20 protein-coding genes and 1 other RNA gene are annotated in these 19423 nt (G+C 54.1%); 11 read left to right on the top strand and 10 right to left on the bottom strand.

Features of this window, described 5'->3' with window-relative positions; genetic code table 11:
- Positions 1 to 758: HMP-PP phosphatase (gene cof, locus H7A81_RS07935; protein WP_182057193.1), on the top strand; the 758-nt coding region annotated here is incomplete at its 5' end.
- Positions 759 to 792: 34 nt separating this feature from the next.
- Here the strand turns inward: cof and H7A81_RS07930 are convergent.
- Complete coding sequence (locus tag H7A81_RS07930) at positions 793 to 1827, bottom strand: PLP-dependent cysteine synthase family protein (protein ID WP_182057192.1); 1035 nt, start codon at positions 1825 to 1827, stop codon at positions 793 to 795.
- 115 nt (positions 1828 to 1942) lie between these two features.
- Between H7A81_RS07930 and H7A81_RS07925 the strand changes: the two genes are divergently transcribed.
- From H7A81_RS07925 to amtB, 5 genes are all read left to right on the top strand, one after another.
- Positions 1943 to 2404 (top strand): Lrp/AsnC family transcriptional regulator, encoded by a 462-nt coding sequence (locus tag H7A81_RS07925; protein WP_034828126.1) that lies wholly within the window; start codon positions 1943 to 1945, stop codon positions 2402 to 2404.
- A gap of 24 nt (positions 2405 to 2428) precedes the next feature.
- Positions 2429 to 4198 carry a SmdA family multidrug ABC transporter permease/ATP-binding protein gene (locus tag H7A81_RS07920; protein ID WP_182057191.1) on the top strand — a complete coding sequence of 590 codons (1770 nt, stop codon included), beginning with the start codon at positions 2429 to 2431 and terminating at the stop codon, positions 4196 to 4198.
- Positions 4191 to 5966 (top strand): SmdB family multidrug efflux ABC transporter permease/ATP-binding protein, encoded by a 1776-nt coding sequence (locus tag H7A81_RS07915; protein WP_182057190.1) that lies wholly within the window; start codon positions 4191 to 4193, stop codon positions 5964 to 5966. The genes H7A81_RS07920 and H7A81_RS07915 overlap by 8 nt, the downstream gene beginning before the upstream one ends.
- Positions 5967 to 6225: 259 nt before the next feature.
- Positions 6226 to 6564 (top strand): P-II family nitrogen regulator, encoded by a 339-nt coding sequence (gene glnK / locus H7A81_RS07910; RefSeq protein WP_007886947.1) that lies wholly within the window; start codon positions 6226 to 6228, stop codon positions 6562 to 6564.
- 33 nt (positions 6565 to 6597) lie between these two features.
- Positions 6598 to 7887 carry an ammonium transporter AmtB gene (gene amtB / locus H7A81_RS07905; protein WP_038648536.1) on the top strand — a complete coding sequence of 430 codons (1290 nt, stop codon included), beginning with the start codon at positions 6598 to 6600 and terminating at the stop codon, positions 7885 to 7887.
- Between the two features lie 71 nt (positions 7888 to 7958).
- Here amtB and tesB read toward each other — a convergent pair whose 3' ends face one another.
- A complete protein-coding gene (gene tesB / locus H7A81_RS07900) occupies positions 7959 to 8822 on the bottom strand; it encodes an acyl-CoA thioesterase II (RefSeq protein WP_058962377.1) in 864 nt (287 codons plus the stop codon).
- 204 nt (positions 8823 to 9026) lie between these two features.
- On the opposite strand from tesB, the gene H7A81_RS07895 reads away from it, so the two are divergent.
- Complete coding sequence (locus tag H7A81_RS07895; RefSeq protein ID WP_034828134.1) at positions 9027 to 9584, top strand: YbaY family lipoprotein; 558 nt, start codon at positions 9027 to 9029, stop codon at positions 9582 to 9584.
- 190 nt (positions 9585 to 9774) lie between these two features.
- Here H7A81_RS07895 and H7A81_RS07890 read toward each other — a convergent pair whose 3' ends face one another.
- Positions 9775 to 10086 carry an MGMT family protein gene (locus tag H7A81_RS07890; protein WP_097117484.1) on the bottom strand — a complete coding sequence of 104 codons (312 nt, stop codon included), beginning with the start codon at positions 10084 to 10086 and terminating at the stop codon, positions 9775 to 9777.
- Positions 10087 to 10262: 176 nt separating this feature from the next.
- Here H7A81_RS07890 and ffs point away from each other — a divergent pair.
- Positions 10263 to 10359: signal recognition particle sRNA small type (gene ffs / locus H7A81_RS07885), an RNA gene on the top strand.
- 128 nt (positions 10360 to 10487) lie between these two features.
- On the opposite strand, the gene H7A81_RS07880 is transcribed toward ffs, so the two are convergent.
- The 3 genes from H7A81_RS07880 to H7A81_RS07870 all read right to left on the bottom strand — a co-directional run bounded on the left by H7A81_RS07880 (position 10488) and on the right by H7A81_RS07870 (position 11608).
- Positions 10488 to 10706 (bottom strand): HHA domain-containing protein, encoded by a 219-nt coding sequence (locus tag H7A81_RS07880; RefSeq protein WP_034828137.1) that lies wholly within the window; start codon positions 10704 to 10706, stop codon positions 10488 to 10490.
- 24 nt (positions 10707 to 10730) lie between these two features.
- Positions 10731 to 11108 carry an Hha toxicity modulator TomB gene (gene tomB, locus H7A81_RS07875; protein ID WP_034828139.1) on the bottom strand — a complete coding sequence of 126 codons (378 nt, stop codon included), beginning with the start codon at positions 11106 to 11108 and terminating at the stop codon, positions 10731 to 10733.
- Positions 11109 to 11254: 146 nt separating this feature from the next.
- Positions 11255 to 11608 (bottom strand): hypothetical protein, encoded by a 354-nt coding sequence (locus H7A81_RS07870; protein ID WP_182057189.1) that lies wholly within the window; start codon positions 11606 to 11608, stop codon positions 11255 to 11257.
- Between the two features lie 343 nt (positions 11609 to 11951).
- On the opposite strand from H7A81_RS07870, the gene H7A81_RS07865 reads away from it, so the two are divergent.
- Genes H7A81_RS07865 through H7A81_RS07855 form a run of 3 tightly spaced genes read left to right on the top strand, consistent with a single transcriptional unit; the run spans position 11952 to position 14344 of the window.
- The gene (locus tag H7A81_RS07865; protein WP_182057188.1) at positions 11952 to 12608 is read left to right on the top strand and encodes a metal ABC transporter ATP-binding protein; all 657 of its coding nucleotides are present in this window, start codon (positions 11952 to 11954) and stop codon (positions 12606 to 12608) included.
- Positions 12605 to 13444, top strand: coding sequence for a metal ABC transporter permease (locus tag H7A81_RS07860; RefSeq protein WP_182057187.1), 840 nt, complete (start codon positions 12605 to 12607; stop codon positions 13442 to 13444). The genes H7A81_RS07865 and H7A81_RS07860 overlap by 4 nt, the downstream gene beginning before the upstream one ends.
- A gap of 21 nt (positions 13445 to 13465) precedes the next feature.
- A complete protein-coding gene (locus H7A81_RS07855; RefSeq protein ID WP_058962373.1) occupies positions 13466 to 14344 on the top strand; it encodes a metal ABC transporter substrate-binding protein in 879 nt (292 codons plus the stop codon).
- A 44-nt stretch (positions 14345 to 14388) separates the two neighbouring features.
- On the opposite strand, the gene ykgO is transcribed toward H7A81_RS07855, so the two are convergent.
- The 4 genes from ykgO to H7A81_RS07835 form a co-directional block, all read right to left on the bottom strand.
- Positions 14389 to 14529 carry a type B 50S ribosomal protein L36 gene (ykgO, locus tag H7A81_RS07850; RefSeq protein ID WP_008103894.1) on the bottom strand — a complete coding sequence of 47 codons (141 nt, stop codon included), beginning with the start codon at positions 14527 to 14529 and terminating at the stop codon, positions 14389 to 14391.
- Between the two features lie 14 nt (positions 14530 to 14543).
- A complete protein-coding gene (locus H7A81_RS07845; protein WP_034828149.1) occupies positions 14544 to 14801 on the bottom strand; it encodes a type B 50S ribosomal protein L31 in 258 nt (85 codons plus the stop codon).
- Positions 14802 to 14960: 159 nt separating this feature from the next.
- The gene (locus tag H7A81_RS07840; protein WP_034828151.1) at positions 14961 to 18110 is read right to left on the bottom strand and encodes a multidrug efflux RND transporter permease subunit AcrB; all 3150 of its coding nucleotides are present in this window, start codon (positions 18108 to 18110) and stop codon (positions 14961 to 14963) included.
- A gap of 17 nt (positions 18111 to 18127) precedes the next feature.
- Positions 18128 to 19318, bottom strand: a complete 1191-nt coding sequence (locus H7A81_RS07835) for an efflux RND transporter periplasmic adaptor subunit (RefSeq protein ID WP_034828153.1) — start codon at positions 19316 to 19318, stop codon at positions 18128 to 18130.
- Positions 19319 to 19423: the final 105 nt, after the last annotated feature.

Below are 19423 nucleotides of genomic sequence, written 5' to 3'. Positions count from 1 at the left end.
ATGAAACCATCGACACCCTGCATGCCTTGCATCAGCGCGATATCACCATTGCCTTTGCCACGGGCCGCCATCTGATGGATGTGCAGGTGGTACGTGAACAGCTCACCCTGCCGGCCTGGTTGATCACCGGCAATGGCACACGCATTCACGATCTGGAAGGTCAGCAGCTGTTTGGCTGTGATCTGTCCTCTTCTGTAGCCGAAGAGGTGATCCACACGCATTGGCAAACGCCTGCATCAATTCATATTTTCAACGATGAGGGCTGGTTCACCGATAAACCGTTGCTGGGAGCATTGGAAGCACACGTGATGAGCGGCTTCCATTATCAGCTGCGCGATTTGCGTCAGATGTCGGCGCATGAGGTGACCAAAATTTGCTTTATTGCGCCGCATGAGATGCTGCAGGCGTTAAAAGTAGAGTTGCAGCAAGCCCTGGGTGAGCGCGCCAATATCTGTTTTTCCGCATGGGATTGTCTGGAAGTTCTGCCGCTGGACTGCCACAAAGGCGCGGCGCTGGCGCATCTGTGCCAGCATCTGTCGCTATCAATGGCGGATTGTATGGCGTTTGGTGATGCGATGAATGATCGCGAAATGCTGGAGCGCGTTGGCAGCGGGTTCATCATGGGCAACGCCATGCATCAATTGAAATCGTCGCTGCCGCATTTACCGATTATTGGACATTGCGAGACACAGGCGGTGTCTCATTACTTAAATCACTGGATGAGCACACCACACCTCGATTATTCCCCCGAATGCTGAGGCTTACAGTGAACCGGACAGGATGTCCGGTTTTTTATTGCATCTCACGCAGCCACGGCTGAATATCCCCGATATGCTGCGCGACCCACTCTGGGTTGTAATAGGTGTCCGGATAACGCTCACCACTGTCGCACAGTAGTGTCACCAGCGAACCTTGCTCGCCATTTTCCCGCATGCGTTTCGCCACCTGCAGCATGCCCCAGAAGTTGGTGCCGGTTGAAGCGCCAGGGCGACGACCCAGAATTTTCTCCAGATGAAGCATCGCAGCCACTGTCGCGCCATCGGGTACTTTGATCATTTCGTCGATCACATCCGGTAAAAACGACGGCTCCACACGCGGACGTCCGATGCCTTCAATCATGCTGCCGCGATCGCTGCGCAGCGCGCTGTCACGACTATGCCAGAAATCAAAGAACACGGAGTGCTGCGGATCCACCACCAACAGACGCGTATCGTGCCCTTGATAACGGATATAGCGGCCCAGTGTGGCCGAAGTCCCGCCGGTTCCCGCGCTCATCACTACGGTATGCGGCACCGGGAAAGGCTCATGCGCCATCTGACGGAAAATACTTTCTGCGATGTTGTTGTTGCCGCGCCAGTCGGTGGCGCGCTCGGCATAGGTGAACTGATCCATAAAATGACCGTTGAGTTCACGCGCCAGACGTTCCGATTCGCTATACAGCTGACAAGGATCGGCAATGAAATGGCATTCGCCGCCGTAAAAACGGATCATTTCAATTTTGCGCTTCGCCGTGCTGGCGGGCATCACGGCAATAAATGGCAGACCCAACAAACGCGCAAAATAGGCTTCTGACACCGCCGTGCTTCCGGATGACGCCTCAATGATGGGCGTATTTTCGCGGATCCAGCCATTCGCCAACCCATACAGGAACAGCGACCGCGCCAGGCGATGCTTCAGGCTGCCACTCGGATGGGTGCTTTCATCTTTGAGGTAAAAGCGGATGCCCGGAAAATCCTCCAGCGCAAAGCGAATAAGATGCGTATCCGCAGAGCGTTGAAAATCGGCGTTAATTTCATTGATGGCGTGGCGAACCCAGGGCGTTTGCATGTGACGAATCCGTAATCATTATTGTGCACAGTGTAAGGCACTGGCAGGAAAATAAGGTTGCTTTAATCCGGGTATAATGCCCGAATAAGAGAAAATTTTTCTCCCGGAGCGCCAAATGCTAGATAAAACTGACCGCACTTTGCTGGCGATACTGCAACAGGATTGCACATTATCACTGCAGGCCTTGGCGGATGCGGTGAATCTCACTACCACGCCGTGCTGGAAACGCCTGAAAAAGCTGGAAGATGATGGCATTATTCGTGCGCGCGTGGCTTTGCTGGATGGGGAGAAGATGGGCCTTTCTCTCACCGCTTTCATGTTTGTCAAAACACAACAGCATAGCAGCGACTGGTTTCAGCAATTTGTTGCCGTGGTACAGCAGATGCCTGAAGTGATGGCATTCTATCGCATGGCCGGAGAGTACGATTATCTGCTGCGCATCCAGGTGGCCGATATGAAAAGTTACGATGCATTTTATAAACGTCTGGTGAATGGCGTGCCAGGCCTGATTGATGTGACCTCCAGTTTCGCCATGGAAGAGATTAAATACACCACCGCGTTGCCGGTAGCGCCCTGAACGGGCACAGAAAGAGAGCGTCTTGTGCGATTATTCAGCCAATTAAGTTGGTATTTCCTGCGCGAGTGGCGGCGATATCTGGGTGCCGTCAGCTTGCTAATTGTGATTGCGCTATTGCAACTGCTGCCGCCGCATGTGGTCGGCGTGATTGTTGATGGCGTGACGCAACACACTTTAAGTAGCGGCAAAATTTTCATGTGGATCGGCGTGATGCTGGTGACGGCAGTCATCGTCTATTTGCTGCGCTATGTCTGGCGCGTGCTGCTGTTCGGTGCGTCCTACCAGCTCGCGGTTGAATTACGCGAAGATTTCTATCGCCAGCTGAGTCGCCAGCATCCGGCGTTCTACTTGCGTCATCGCACTGGTGATTTGATTGCACGCGCCACCAATGATGTCGATCGCGTGGTGTTTGCCGCCGGTGAGGGCGTCCTGACGCTGGTGGATTCGCTGGTGATGGGCTTAGTGGTGCTGGTGGTGATGAGCGTGCAAATCAGCTGGGAGCTGACGCTGCTGGCGCTGATCCCAATGCCGCTGATGGCGATTGCCATTCAGAAAGATGGTTCTCGTCTGCACCAGCGCTTCAAAGTGGCCCAGGCCGCCTTCTCCAGCCTTAATGACCAAACACAGGAGAGCCTCACCAGCATTCGCATGATCAAAGCCTTTGGCCTGGAGGATCATCAATCGCAACAGTTTGCTGACATTGCGCGCGACACCGGCAAGAAAAACCTGCATGTGGCGCGAGTTGATGCACGTTTCGATCCCATCATTTATATCGCCGTGGGTTTCTCTAACCTGCTGGCGATTGCGGGTGGTGGCTGGATGGTGTGGCACGGTAGTTTGACGCTGGGTCAGCTCACCAGCTTCGTGATGTATCTGGGACTGATGATTTGGCCGATGCTGGCGCTGGCGTGGATGATCAACATCGTTGAACGTGGGAGCGCAGCATGGAGCCGCATTCGCGCGCTGTTGGCGGAAGCGCCGGCGGTGGAGGATGGGCAGAAAGTCCTGCCCGCCGACGCTGGAGATTTACAGGTCGCCATTCGTGAATTCCATTATCCCGCCAACGCAGGCGCGGCGCTGAGCCATGTTAATTTTCAACTGAAACCGGGGCAAATGTTGGGGCTGTGCGGTCCAACCGGCTGTGGTAAAAGCACGCTGTTGGGTCTGATTCAACGTCATTTCGACATCGACCAGGGTGACATTCGCTACCATAACCTGCCGCTCACGCAGCTGCGACTTGATAGCTGGCGCAGTCGGCTGGCGGTGGTGAGCCAGACGCCATTTTTGTTCTCCGATACCGTGGCCAATAACCTGGCACTGGGGCGTCCGAATGCGTCTCAGGAAGAAATTGAGCGTGTGGCGCGCATGGCCTGTGTACACGATGACATTCTGCGTCTGCCGCAGGGTTATGACACCGAAGTGGGTGAGCGTGGTGTGATGCTTTCCGGCGGTCAAAAACAGCGTATAGCCATTGCCCGCGCGCTGTTGCTGAATGCGGAAATCCTGATCCTCGACGATGCACTATCCGCGGTGGACGGTCGCACAGAGCATGAAATCCTGCACAACCTGCGGCAGTGGGGCAAAGGCCGCACATTGATCATCAGTGCGCATCGTTTATCGGCGTTGACCGAGGCCAGTGAAATTCTGGTGCTGCAACAAGGTGCGGTGACTCAGCGCGGCGATCATGACAGCCTGCTAGCGAAAGAGGGATGGTATCGCGATATGTACCGCTATCAGCAACTCGAAGCGGCGCTGGATGAAGATGAAATCGCAGAGGAGGCGAATCATGGCTAAATCGCAACGTTTGTGGCCAACCCTGAAACGCCTGCTGTCATACGGCAAACCCTGGCGAAAATCGTTGTGGCTGGCGGTTGGCATGCTGTGGATCGCGGCGGCGGCGGAAGTCACCGGCCCGGTGCTGGTGAGCTACTTCATTGATAATTTGGTGGCGAAACACCAAATGCCCTGGGGCATCGCCATCGGGCTGCTGGTGTGCTTTATTTTGCTGCAACTGCTGGCTGCGGGTTTGCACTATTTCCAGGCGCTGCTGTTTAATCGCGCGGCGATTGGTGTGGTGCAGCAGTTACGCGTGGACGTGATGAACGCAGCACTGCGTCAGCCGCTTAGCGCCTTTGATACCCAGCCGGTGGGGCAGATTATCTCGCGCGTCACCAACGATACTGAAGTGATTAAAGATCTCTACGTCACGGTGGTAGCCACCGTGCTGCGCAGTGCGGCACTGATTGGCGCAATGCTGGTGGCGATGTTCTCGCTCGACTGGCGCATGGCGCTGGTGGCGATTGTCATCTTCCCGCTGGTACTCACGGTGATGCTGATTTATCAGCGTTACAGCACGCCGATTGCACGTCGTGTGCGTAGCTATCTGGCGGATATCAATAATGGTTTCAATGAAGTGATCAACGGCATGAGCGTGATCCAGCAGTTTCGCCAGCAGGCGCGCTTTGGTGAACGCATGGGCGAGGCCAGCCGCTCACACTATCTGGCGCGCATGGAAACTCTGCGACTGGACGGTTTCTTGTTGCGTCCGCTGTTGAGTCTGTTTTCGGCGATGATCCTCTGTGGGCTGCTGATGCTGTTCAGCTTTGCCACGCCCGGGGTGTTTGAGGTCGGCGTGCTTTACGCCTTTATTACCTACCTGGGACGCCTGAACGAACCTTTGATTGAGCTCACCACGCAACAATCGATGCTGCAACAGGCGGTGGTTTCCGGCGAGCGTATCTTCGAACTGATGGATGCCACTCAACAGGGATACGGCACGGATAACCTGCCGTTGGCCTCAGGGCGTATTACCTTGCACGATGTCAGTTTTGCTTACCGCGACAATCGGGATGTACTGAGCCATATCAGCCTCGAAGTGCCGGCGCGCGGTTTTGTGGCGCTGGTGGGGCATACAGGCAGTGGCAAAAGTACGCTGGCGAATTTACTGATGGGATATTACCCGGTGACACGCGGTAGCATCGAGCTGGATGGTCGCCCCTTACCGCAGCTGACGCATGAAGCGTTGCGGCAAAGCGTCGCGATGGTGCAGCAGGATCCGGTGGTGCTGGCTGATACCTTGTTAGCCAACGTGCGGCTGGGACGCGATATCCCAGAAGAGCAGGTGTGGCAGGCACTGGAAAAAGTGCAGCTCGCCCCGCTGGCACGATCGATGTCAGAGGGCATTCATACGCGGCTGGGTGAACAAGGCAACAATCTGTCGGTCGGGCAAAAACAGTTGCTGGCGCTGGCGCGAGTGCTGGTTTCGCTGCCACAAATTTTGATTCTTGATGAAGCGACTGCCAACATCGATTCCGGTACCGAGCAGGCGATTCAGCATGCGCTGCGTGCACTACGCCAGCACAGCACGCTGGTGGTGATTGCGCACCGTCTTTCTACCATCACTGAAGCGGATCAGATTCTGGTGTTGCACCGTGGTCAGGTTGCCGAGCGGGGCACGCATGCACAGTTGCTGGCTCAACAGGGGCGTTACTGGCAGATGTATCAGCTACAGCAGGCGGGTGATGAACTCGCGGCGAGCATACCCGCGCAAGCAGAAGGGTGAATTGCACCTTTTTTGCGCAGATTTATCGGATTGTTCTGTATTGATGCACTCCTTTGAGGCTTAAAGCACCAAAGGGGTGCAATATTGCAACACCTTTCTTTTGTCCTGTTTCCAAACTGAGCCACCCATCACATAACGAAGCGCGATACAGCGCGTCCAGACCACTGAGTGCTCACCTTTTTTCATTTATGGCACAGCGTTTGCTTATATCTCCTCGTGTCCGCGAGACTCACTCAATTTATTATCTGGAGGGGAACGTATGAAGCTGGTTACCGTGGTAATCAAACCATTTAAGCTGGAGGACGTGCGTGAAGCTTTATCCTCCATTGGCATTCAGGGACTGACTGTTACCGAAGTGAAGGGGTTTGGTCGCCAGAAAGGTCACGCAGAGCTTTACCGCGGTGCCGAGTACAGCGTGAACTTCCTGCCAAAAGTTAAAATTGATATCGCGATTGCGGACGATCAACTCGATGAAGTGGTGGATGTCATCAGCAAAGCCGCTTACACCGGCAAAATTGGCGACGGCAAAATCTTCGTCGCAGAACTGCAGCGCGTTATTCGTATTCGTACCGGCGAGACCGACGAAGCAGCACTGTAACTGGGGCTCTGAATTGTGATGGGATGGAAAGAAATGAATAAAATGATGACTAAGTTGGGCCTCACCAGCCTGGCACTGTTACCGTCTCTGGCCATGGCGGCAGCACCTGCCGTTGCGGACAAAGCGGATAACGCCTTTATGATGATCTGTACCGCTCTGGTACTGTTTATGACGATTCCGGGCATCGCCCTGTTTTACGGCGGTTTGATTCGCGGTAAAAACGTCCTGTCGATGCTGACCCAGGTTGCCGTGACCTTCGCATTAGTCTGCGTGCTGTGGGTGATTTACGGTTATTCACTGGCCTTCAGCGAGGGCAACGCCTTCTTCGGTAACTTCCAGTGGGCGATGCTGAAAAATATCGAGCTGAAAGCGGTAATGGGCAGCTTCTATCAGTATATCCACGTTGCGTTCCAGGCTTCCTTCGCCTGTATCACCGTGGGCCTGATTGTGGGCGCGATTGCTGAACGTATTCGCTTCTCAGCAGTACTGATTTTTGTGGTGGTTTGGTTGACGCTCTCTTATCTGCCAATCGCACACATGGTGTGGGCTGGCGGTCTGCTGGCGCAAGACGGCGCGCTGGACTTCGCTGGCGGTACCGTTGTTCACATCAACGCAGCCGTTGCGGGTCTGGTGGGTGCTTATCTGGTGGGCAAACGTGCTGGCTTCGGTAAAGAAGCGTTCAAGCCGCACAACCTGCCAATGGTCTTCACCGGTACTGCGATTCTGTATGTGGGCTGGTTCGGTTTCAACGCCGGTTCTGCTTCTTCAGCTAACGAAATCGCAGCATTGGCTTTCCTGAATACTGTTGTGGCGACTGCAGGTGCGGTGCTGTCATGGGTGTTCGGTGAGTGGGCAATGCGTGGCAAACCTTCTCTGCTGGGTGCGTGTTCTGGCTTTATCGCCGGTTTGGTTGCTATCACCCCGGCTTGTGGTTATGTCGGTGTCGGCGGTGCGCTGATTATCGGTCTGGCCGGTGGCCTGGCAGGTATCTGGGGTGTGACCACCCTGAAGAAATGGCTGCGTGTGGATGACCCGTGTGATGTGTTCGGTGTGCACGGCGTGTGCGGTATCCTGGGTTGTATTCTGACCGGTGTGTTCGCCTCCTCTTCACTGGGCGGCGTGGGCTACGCAGAAGGCGTGACCATGGGCCATCAGGTTTGGGTTCAGCTCTTCAGCTGCGGCGTGACCATTGTCTGGTCAGGTGTTGTCGCCTTCATCGGCTTCAAACTGGCGGATATGATCGTTGGCCTGCGTGTTCCAGAAGATCAGGAACGTGAAGGTCTGGATGTGAACAGCCACGGCGAGAACGCTTACAACCAGTAAGAAATGCGCGGTAGAAGAGCAGTGCGCTAAAATTATAAAAAGACGAGGGGGCGATAATATCGCCCCTTTTTTTATGCGTCGCGTTGGCGCATGACGCCTTCCTGAACGGTGGTTGCGACCAGTGTCCCATCCTGCGTGTAGAACTCCCCACGTACAAACCCACGTGCACCTGAAGCTGAGGTGCTCACCACGCTGTATAGCAACCACTCTGAGAGGTCGAACGGGCGGTGGAACCACATGGAGTGGTCAATCGTCGCCACCTGCATGTCAGGCTCTAAAAATCCTTTACCGTGCGGCTGTAGTGCCACAGGCAGGAAGTTGAGATCCGAGGCGTAACCCAGCAGGTATTGATGAATGCGGCGATCGTCCGGCAGCTTGCCGTTGGCACGAATCCACACCTGGCGCATCGGCTCATCAACACGGCCCTTGAGCGGGTTATGGATTTGCACCGGCCGGATATCCAGTGGACGTTCAGCGAGAAACTTTTCTTTGAGTTTGAGCGGCAAATGGGCTGCCAGTTTTTGTGCCAGGTCCTGCTCCGAGGGGAGATTGTCCGGGCCTGGCACCGACGGCATGCTGTTCTGGTGCTCAAATCCGCTTTCGGGTGCCTGGAATGAGGCTGTCATGTAGAAAATGGGGTGACCATTTTGCACCGCGCTGACACGACGCGCGCTGAAGCTTTTGCCATCGCGCAGGGTTTCGACATCGTAAATGATGGCTTTTTCGCTATCACCAGGACGCAGGAAGTAACTGTGGAACGAGTGGATGATGCGCTCTTCCGGCACGGTTTGTTTTGCTGCGTATAACGCCTGACCGACGACCTGGCCGCCAAACACCTGGCGCAGGCCGAGATCTTCACTTTGGCCGCGAAACAGGCCTTCTTCGAGTTTTTCGAGATCGAGTAAATTAAGCAGGTTTTGCAGTGCCTGGCTCATAGCAGATTCCTCTGGGGGGCAATCGCGTCAGTGTGAAAGATCCGACCAGTTTCCGTCAATGATTTTGCCGTGATTTCAGCGAGCTGGCAGCGCTTTTGGGCGCAATCCGGTTTTTTGTGCCAGAATTAAGGGCATTCGGCGGTTGAAAAGCTACCCGACAATTTGTCCGCCGACAATCATAGTGTTCATAAGGAGACGACATCGATGAAACTCTGGCACGTTATTAGCGGTGTGACGCTGGCGGCAGCATTGGCTGGCTGTGCCGATCACAGTAAGCCGGTAGCCACCCCAACGCTGGGCTCCGCCGTTGCGGGGCAGCAGGCTGCGATTACGCAGCCTAATGTTAGTGGTTCGGTGTACATTCGTCAGCGCATTGCGTTGCCGCCGGATGCGGTGCTGACCGTTACGCTGTCCGACGCTTCACTGGCCGATGCACCATCGAAAGTGCTGGCGCAGCATGTGGTGCGCACTGAAGGGAAACAGGCGCCGTTCCAGTTTGTGCTGCCGTTTAACCCGGCCGATATTCAGCCGAATGCGCGTATTCTGTTAAGTGCGGCTATCGCTATTGATGGCAAACTGGCGTTCATTACCGATACTGTGAAGCCGGTGATTAATCAGGGCGGTACGAAAGCGGAACTGCTGTTGGTGCCTGTGACCAATATGGCGATGCAGACCACGCCAGGCGCGGCGACGACAGTGCCGTCAACGTCGCCAACGCAGGTGGTGCCTTCTGCTTCGGTGCCTGCGCCGACGAGTATGTGAAAATCACTCGGTGCTAGTCTGGGCGCACTGCCTGGGAAGCATGTAAAAAACTGGGACGGGGGAGTGTACGGGTAGGCAACACTGTTGCGTAAAGTCGCTGTCTCGTCCCTGATCGCTCGGCACACGCCATCCCTGGCGTGTGACGCTTTACTCCACAGTGTTGCCTGCCCGCACCTCAGCAGGGGTGCGCTTAGTACTCCCAGCGATACTTCTCTAATTCAATCTCACCGGCATCACTGACTTCGATGCCTTCGGCTTCCAGCGCATCGCGCTGGCGGAAGAGATCATCGCCTTGCAGAGAAATGCGGCCATGGCGATTGATGACGCGGAACCACGGTAATTTGCTGCCCTCGGGTAAGCGACGTAATACGCCGCCGACTTGTCGGGCTGCGCGCGGTGAACCGGCAAGCAGGGCGATATCGCCGTAGGTGGTGACTTTGCCTCTGGGGATCGCGGCAATGATTTGCCAGACGCGCTCGGAGAAATTGCTTGTGTCATTCATACACGCACCTGATTCAGCGAATAAATGGCGACTTTAACATGCCGGGAGGGCGAGAATCAGGGTTTTACTGGCGAGCTGTTCAAGAAAACAACGGTCACCCGGCCTGCGCTTGCAATTGCCAGGGGGTTACTTGATAATGCCTGCGCTCTCGAAAGAGAGCTCGTCAATGGGGGCCCTGTTGGTTCTCCCGCAACGCTAACTTGTGAACTCGGTCAGGTCCGGAAGGAAGCAGCCGCAGCAGGCGACGCGTGTGCCGGGATGTAGCTGGCAGGGCCTCCACCATTTCTACTCCCCGAAAAAATCCTCAAGAAATCAGTACACAGCGAAACGCTGGCACTCCTTTGCCTGTGAATCATTCCCTGAAGGGAAAAGATGGCGTAACGAACAGCGGGTAAAAATAGTTAGCGGACGAACTTCCAGACAGAAACCGGTACTTTGTCGTAAAGCTTATTCATCGTCAGTTCAGCGAGACGATGATCGGCCGCAGAATAAAATACCGCGAGTTCGTTGTCAGATAATTCGTACTTGTTTTTTTCAATCACCCGTTCAAGGGTGTCAATTGAGCGACAACGACGCAGTCGCATCAAATAGTCTGTTTTGGTTAAGGCTTGGTTGCTCATAAATAAACCGGTCTCACTCTGATGCTAAAAGGAATGGCTGGGTTGTTGGAGAAAAGCGCACTCTTCGGCAAACAGATTAAATAAGCGTCTTGCTGAACGTTGCCACCGTTGAAGATCCTGAGTATTGATTCCATAACTGCTAAACAGCATAAAGGTATCGTCAAGATATTCATCGATTTGCGTAATCAGCGCTTCATCTTCAACGTGCTTAATTTTGTAATTCATCGTGAAAGACGCGATATGCTCAATCAAATCGTTGAGCTGTAAATTGCTTTCCGCAGTAGGGTCATTCACCCAGCCGTGATGGCTGTCAGTCAGTGTCGCCATACTTTCGTCAAACAGGTTCTCACACAGGAATTTAAGCTGGGCAATATCATGCCGTTTTGGTGAGTATTCGTCCATCTTTTTCCCCTCCAGAGCTTGCACAGTGACCGCAGCGCGGCGAGATTTGGAAAAGCTATCAGGAAGCGATCACGAATATTAAGAATTCAGCGACTCTTTAAATATAATCCACATTCATTAGCTTTGCTCACCTCGATTACCAAATATTACAATTCGTCAGCTGGCGAGGGGCGGGTATTGTCTATCACTGAAAACACCAGTGCGCCCGGTACTATCTGGAACAAAACCTCTTCATGCTGGGTAGATGTTTCATTTAAATCCAGGCAAGGATTAAATAAATCCCACTTAAAATCGTAAAGCATTTTAAATCGATTGTTATCGTGCGGTTGAATGGAAATAATCTTAAAACTGTCGGGAACTAATTGCGCGTTTTGAGAATACCACTGTAAATCACCTGCCAGGGCTTCGGCTATTTTGAGAATATTCCCCTGGATAAGAGCCTGCAACTTCTCGCAATCGTCCTCATCCACAGCAATATCACAATGAATAATAGACTGCATTTCGCTTCCGGTAAAAAAGGAGGATGAATCTATCATTGGGGTTCTGGCCAAATATTGCAAGTTAACTCTGTGCAGAATACGTAATCGTTGCGATGGGATTTATCGCTCAATCGATTCAGATCCAGTGATAGCCACAGAGTAAGCGCCAAATGGTTAACTTTTGAAACACTTTCTCTCGGGTATCGCGCGGGGAAAATCAGGTAATATAATTGTTATGTTATAACGTTTTTTGGTCTCCCTCCATGAATCACAGTGGTTTACTCCTCTCACTTAGCGGCCGCCTGCTGGTCGCACTGCTGCTTATCGCGTTCCTGGCGCTCGCTATCTATTGGGGAATGCAGAAATGATGCATTTCAACCGCTTGCAGGGCGGCTATCAGGGACAAGCGGTGACGCCGATAGTTACCAGAGAACTGGCGGCAGGCAGTATGACGGCATTAATCGGCGCGAACGGCACCGGAAAATCCACGCTACTGAAAACCATCGCCGGTCTGTTGCCGCCGATTGCAGGGACTTGCGAATTAAAGATTTCGCCTAAGGCGCTTGGCTGGTTACCGCAGCGTAGTGAGTTAGAAACCCGTTTCCCGCTTACCGTTTATGAGCTGGTTGCGATGGGATGCTGGCCGCGCTGCGGCTGGTTTGGTGGCATCAATCGTGCGATGCGACAGGAGATCGATGCCGCACTGGATGCCGTGCAGATGCGTGATTTCGCCGATGCGCAGCCTTCAATGCTTTCCGGCGGTCAGTTGCAACGGGTGCTGTTTGCGCGCCTGCTGCTGCAGCAAAGTAAAGTCTGGCTGCTGGATGAACCCTTTAATGGCATCGATACGCAAACCGTCACGCTGTTGATGTCAATCCTCGAGCAGCAGCAGCAGGCGGGCACCACCTTATTAGTAGTGTTGCACGATCGACCACTGGTCGCGCGTTACTTCAAAGATGTGTTGTCACTTGATGATGCTGACTCCGCTCAAACTCCACTGCTGCGCAGGGTGGCTTCGTGACATTGATTCAACCGTTTATCGAATTTGGTTTTATGCGCCGTGCATTAGTGGCTTGTGTGGCATTAGCGCTGAGCGCCACGCCGCTGGGTGTATTCCTTTCACTGCGCCGTATGAGTCTGGTGGGCGATGCGCTCTCCCACGCGGTGCTGCCTGGCGCGGCGATTGGCTATCTGGTTTCCGGCTTATCGCTGGTGGCGATGGGCATCGGCGGGCTGATTGCGGGGTTAGCCGTTGCGCTGCTTTCTGGTGCCGTCAGTCGATACACCCCCTTAAAAGAGGACGCCAGTTTCTCTGGCTTTTATCTCGGCTCGCTGGCGCTGGGCGTGACGCTGGTGTCATTGCGCGGATCGAGCGTCGATCTGCTGCACGTGCTGTTCGGTTCACTGCTGGCCGTCGATAACGCGGCCATCCTGCTGGTGGGCGGCATCGCGGCTTTCACTTTGCTGATGCTGGCAGTGATTTTCCGTCCGCTGGTGATTGATGCGTTCGACCCGGATTTCCTGCGTGCGCAAGGCAAATGGAGCGCGCCGATCGTCCACGGCATCTTCCTGATGCTGGTGGTGCTCAATCTGGTTGCGGGTTTTCAGGTGCTCGGCACGTTGATGTCGGTGGGATTGATGATGTTACCGGCGACCAGCGCGCGTTTCTGGAGTCGCCATCTCGCCTGCATGCTCGGCATCGCCATGCTGCTGGCGATGATCGCCGCGCTGGTAGGTTTAATTCTTTCCTGGCACTTCTCACTGCCAGCCGGACCGGCGGTGGTGCTGAGTGCGGCCGTACTGTTTTTGCTTTCTGTTTTAACAGGACCGTGTGGCGGCCTGATGCGCCGTCGATAACTATACAATTAGGGGATACGAATGAAGAAGTTACCGTTGAGTCTGGCGATTGGCGCCATGTTGATTAGCCCACTGACCATGGCGAAAACCGTGGATGTGGTAGCGAGTTTCACCGTGCTGGCGGATATCGTTAAGCAGGTGGGCGGCGATCACGTTAACGTGAAGTCGCTGGTGCAGCCTAACGGCGATCCTCATACCTTCGAACCGACGCCACAGGATAGCCAGGCATTGGCTAAAGCCAATGTGGTATTTGTGAGTGGTTTGGGGATGGAAGGGTGGATGGATCGCCTGATCAGCGCCTCCGGTTATAAAGGCACGATTGTGGTCGCCTCCAACGGCGTCAACACACGCAAAATGGAAGAAGACGGCAAAACCGTGACTGACCCACACGCGTGGAATAGCATGCACAATGGCGTGATTTATGCCACCAACGTGATGAATGCGCTGATTAAAGCCGACCCGGAAGATGCGGCGGATATCCGCAAGAGCGGTGAAAGCTACATTCAGCAGTTGGAAAAACTGGATAGCTGGGCAAAAACGGAGTTTGCTGCAGTGCCGAAAAGCAAGCGTAAAGTGCTGACCAGCCATGATGCCTTTGGTTACTTTGGCCAGCGTTACGGTGTGAGTTTCCTGGCGCCAGTCGGTTTCTCCACGGAAGCCGAAGCCAGTGCCAGCGATGTGGCATCGATTATCAAGCAGCTGAAGGCTGAGCACATCAAGACTTACTTCATGGAGAATCAGACCGATCCGCGTTTGGTGAAACAGATTGCCAGCGAAACCGGCGCACAGCCAGGTGGTGAACTCTATCCTGAAGCGTTGTCCGAGGCGAACGGTCCTGCTGCGACTTATGTTGCTGCCTTCAAGCACAACGTCGATATCATGTTGCAGAGCATGAAGTAAAAAAAAGGCCGGGGAGCATCCCGGCCAATTATCACGACACTTTCCTACCTTTTCTTTTTTCTTCCCTGAACCGCCTTAAAGCGCGGATTCGTTTTGCAGATCACGTAAATGCGACCTTTACGACGCACGACTTTGCAATCCTTGTGACGGGTCTTGGCAGACCGTAATGAACTTAAAACCTGCATGCGTTAACTCCTGATTAATTGCCGCGCGTCAGGAAGCTGCCGAAACGCTTGTTGAAGCGTGCGGCGCTGCCTTCTTTGGTGAGATCTTTTTGCTTGCCGGTGTAGTGGACGTGGGATTTAGACGAGACATCCAGCGTCACGTACGGCAGCACTTCACCTTCGAACTCAATGGTGCGTTCGGTTTTAATGGTGGAACCGATTTTGAAATACTCATCGACAGAGGTGTCGTGGAACACCACGGGACGGTAATGAGGATGGATATTGGCTTTCATAACTGCACTCTCATGTAATGTTATAATATAACAACAGTATGAACCTGCTGAGAATTGATTGCAACCGCGATCGCAGTAGGGGTATTGAACGGGCGGGTGAAAGGCGGAGTTCTGGCAATAAAAAAGGCCGCTTGCGCGGCCTTTTCAACAGGTGAAAACTTAGTGTTTGTGCTCGACCGGATGGCCTTGCTCAATCTCCGCTTTGTTCTTACCAAAGCGGCGACGTACCACCACAAAGAACACCGGCACGAAGAAGATCGCCAACGCGGTTGCGGTTACCATGCCGCCCATTACGCCAGTACCTACGGCGTTCTGTGCGCCGGAACCGGCACCGGTACTGATGGCCAGCGGCAGAACACCGAGGATAAAGGCCAGTGAGGTCATCAGAATTGGACGCAGACGCATACGTGCTGCTTCCAGAGTTGATTCCACCAAACCTTTCCCTTCCTTCTCCATCAAATCCTTGGCGAATTCAACGATCAGGATGGCGTTCTTCGCCGACAAGCCAATGGTTGTCAGCAGTCCCACCACGAAGTAGACGTCGTTACTGAGTCCGCGCAGGGTGGTGAAGATCAATGCACCGACCACACCCAGCGGCACCACCAGCATAACGGAGAACGGAATCGACCAGCTCTCATACAATGCGGCCAGACACAGGAACACCACAATCAGCGAGATGGCGTACAGGGCAGGGGCCTGGTTACCGGACAGACGTTCCTGGTAAGACATACCGGTCCAGTCATAGCCGATACCCGCAGGCAGTTTGCCCGCCAGCTCTTCCATCAGGTTCATAGCATCGCCGGAGCTCTTGCCTGGTGCAGCCTGACCCAGAATCTCCATCGACGGTAAGCCGTTGTAACGTTCCAGACGTGGTGAACCGTACTGCCACTTCGCCGAAGAGAAGGCTGAGAACGGAACCATAGTGCCGGAGCTGTTACGCACAAACCATTTGCTGATGTCATCTGGCAACATACGCGAGTCAGCCTGGCCCATGACGTACACTTTCTTCACACGACCACGGTCGATGAAGTCATTGACGTACGAACCACCCCAGCCCGCGCCCAGCGTGGTGTTGATGTCAGACAGCGACACACCCAATGCCTGCGCTTTTTCCTGATCGATGATCAGTTTGTACTGTGGCGTATCTTCCATACCGTTTGGACGCACGCCCACCAGCGTATCCGGATGCTGGGCAATCATGCCAAACAGCTGGTTACGCGCGGCGGTTAACTTCTCGTGACCCAGGTTACCCTGGTCCGTCAGCATGAAGTCGAAGCCGGTGGCGTTACCCAGTTCGATAATTGCTGGCAGGTTGAACGGGAAGACCATCGCATCTTTGATCTGACCCAACGCCTGCATGGCGCGTCCGGCAATCGCTGGCACTTTCAGGCTGGCATCGCCACGCTCATCCCACGGTTTCAGGCTGACGAAAGCAATACCGGTGTTCTGACCACGACCCGCAAAGCCAAAGCCATTAACGGTAAATACCGAGTTAACGCTGTCTTTCTCTTTGTTCAGGAAGTAATCGGTCACCTGATCCAGCACTTTCTGCGTACGTTCCTGGGTTGCACCGGCTGGCAACTGCGCCTGCGCCAGTAACAGACCCTGATCCTCTTCCGGCAGGAAGGAGGTAGGCAGTTTCAGGAACAGATACGCCATGCCGACCACGATCACCAGGTAGATCACCAGATAACGACCGGTGCTACGTACGATGTGACCTACGCTATCGACGTAGTGGTTGGTGCTCTTATCGAACAAGCGGTTGAACCAGCCGAAGAAGCCAGTGGTTTTACCGTGATCGCCTTTCTTGATCGGTTTCAGCATGGTGGCACAGAGTGCCGGCGTCAGAATCAACGCCACCAGTACTGACAGTGCCATCGCGGAAACGATGGTGATCGAGAACTGACGATAAATAACCCCGGTCGAGCCGCCGAAGAAGGCCATCGGGATGAATACTGCGGACAGCACCAGGGCAATACCCACCAGCGCACCCTGAATCTGCTCCATCGAACGTTTCGTCGCTTCTTTCGGCGGTAAACCTTCTTCCGCCATCACACGCTCAACGTTCTCGACCACCACGATGGCGTCATCCACCAACAGGCCGATGGCGAGCACCATCCCGAACATCGTCAGGGTGTTTATCGAATAACCAAAGGCACTGATAATCGCAAACGTACCCAACAGCACCACCGGCACCGCAATGGTCGGAATCAGCGTGGCGCGGAAGTTCTGCAGGAACAGGTACATCACCAGGAACACCAGCACGATTGCTTCAAACAGCGTTTTCACCACTTCGAAGATCGAGATCTTCACGAACGGCGTGGTGTCGTACGGATAAACGGTTTTCATGCCAGCCGGGAAGAACGGCTGCAGTTTGGCCAGCTCATCTTTAACCGCTTTGGCGGTATCCAATGCATTCGCACCGGTTGCCAGTTTCACACCGATACCCGAAGCCGGTTTGCCGTTGTAGCGGGCGATGATCTCGTAGTTTTCACCACCGAGTTCAATCTTCGCCACGTCACGCAAGCGCACCTGTGAGCCATCCTGGTTCACTTTCAGCATGATGTTGCCGAACTCTTCGGTATTGGTCAGACGAGTCTGGGCAATGATTGAGGCGTTCAACTGCTGGCCAGGTACGGGCGGTGTACCCCCTAACTGACCGGCGGCGACCTGGGTGTTCTGGGTGCCCAACGCACTGATGACATCGACCGGCGTCAGCTGGTAGTTGTTCAGTTTGTGCGGGTCGAGCCAGATGCGCATCGCGTACTGCGCACCAAACACCTGCGTATCACCGACGCCAGGCGTACGGCTGATCGGGTCTTTGATGTTTGAAGCAACATAGTCAGAGATATCATTCTGCGTCATGCTGCCGTCATCACTGACAAAGCCCGCTACCATCAGGAAGCTGCTGGAGGATTTTTTAACCTGAATACCTTGCTGCTGTACTTCCTGCGGCAGCAGTGGCATCGCCAGCTGCAGCTTGTTCTGCACCTGTACCTGCGCGATATCGGCGTTGGTACCGGACTGGAAGGTCAGCGTCAGGGTTAAAGTACCGGACGAGTCACTGCTCGAGGCCATATACATCAGGCCATCGATGCCGTTCATGTTTTGTTCGATAACCTGGGTTACCGAATCCTGCAGCGTTTTCGCATCAGCACCCGGGTAGGTTGCCTGGATTTCAACGGCCGGCGGCGCAACATTGGGATATTGCTCAATCGGCAAGCTGATAATCGCAAGAGTACCTGCCAGCATAATGATGATGGCAAGCACCCAGGCAAAAATGGGGCGATCGATAAAGAACTTAGCCATGTATCAGTGGCTCCTGTTTAGGACGATGATTTAGCAGACTGTGATTCCGGTGCTGCTTTGGCATCATCTTTGACTTCTTGTGGTGTCACCTGCGCACCTGGCTTGGCACGCTGAAGACCGACGGTGATCACGCGATCGCCTTCTTTCAGGCCATCCGTTACCAGCCATTTGTCACCAAATGCCTGATTAGCGGTGATATTACGGACTTCCACTTTATTATCTGCGCCCACCACCATCGCGGTTGCCTGACCGGTTGGGGTACGGGTTACGCCCTGTTGCGGTACCAGCAGTGCGGTTGGGTTGGTGCCTTCATCCAGACGCGCACGCACAAACATCCCTGGCAGCAGGCGGTGGTCCGGGTTCGGGAAGATGGCGCGCAGCGTGATGGAGCCGGTGGTTTCATCCACGGTCACATCAGAGAATTCCAATGTGCCTGTCTGCGTGTATGCGTTACCGTTTTGCATCAATAGCGTGACGTTGGCTTTGCCGTCATTTTGTTTCAGTTGACCTGATTCCAGTTCTGCGCGCAAACGCAGGAAATCATCACTGGATTGGGTCACATCGACATACATTGGATCGAGCTGCTGCACGGTTGCCAGCGCAGTGGTTTGACCGCTGGAGACCAGAGCACCCTCAGTGACTGACGATTTACCAATGCGACCGCTGATCGGCGACGTCACTTTGGTGTAAGCCAGATTGATGCGTGCGGTTTCCACGTTAGCCTGGGCTGCCTGAACGGCTGCAGCCGTCTGTGCAGCGGTGGCCGCAGCGGTGTCATAGTCCTGCTGGCTGATGTACTTAGTACCCAGCAGCGGCTTATAACGTTTGATGGTTAACTGCGCGACGTGTGCATTGGCTTGCGCCTGTGCTAAATCGCCTTTGGCGCTGTCATAAGCCGCCTGGTAAGTTGCCGGATCGATCTGATACAGGGACACGCCTGCTTTGATATCCGTTCCTTCCTCAAAATTACGCTTCAGAATAATGCCTGACACCTGAGGGCGCACTTCTGCCACGCGGAATGCCGAAGTACGTCCTGGCAGTTCGGTGGTAATTTTCAAAGGCTCGTTTTTTAACGTCACAACACCCACTTCTGGGGGCTGCTGCTGGGCGGCTTGCTGGGATTTATTATCATCACATCCTGTTAACACAAAGCTGCCTGAAAGCATCAGGACGGCCGCCAGAGGCGCTAATCCTCTGTTTTTATTCATAAATAAACCTCTAGTGTCCGATATCAAATGATCAATGGATCACAAACCGATAAACCCATTGCTGCGTTAAAACACGGGTCGTGCTATGGTACATACATTCACAAA

The organism is Pantoea sp. ME81, assembly GCF_903970985.1.
Lineage (GTDB): Bacteria > Pseudomonadota > Gammaproteobacteria > Enterobacterales > Enterobacteriaceae > Pantoea > Pantoea communis.
This window is presented reverse-complemented; position numbering and strand designations above follow the sequence as displayed.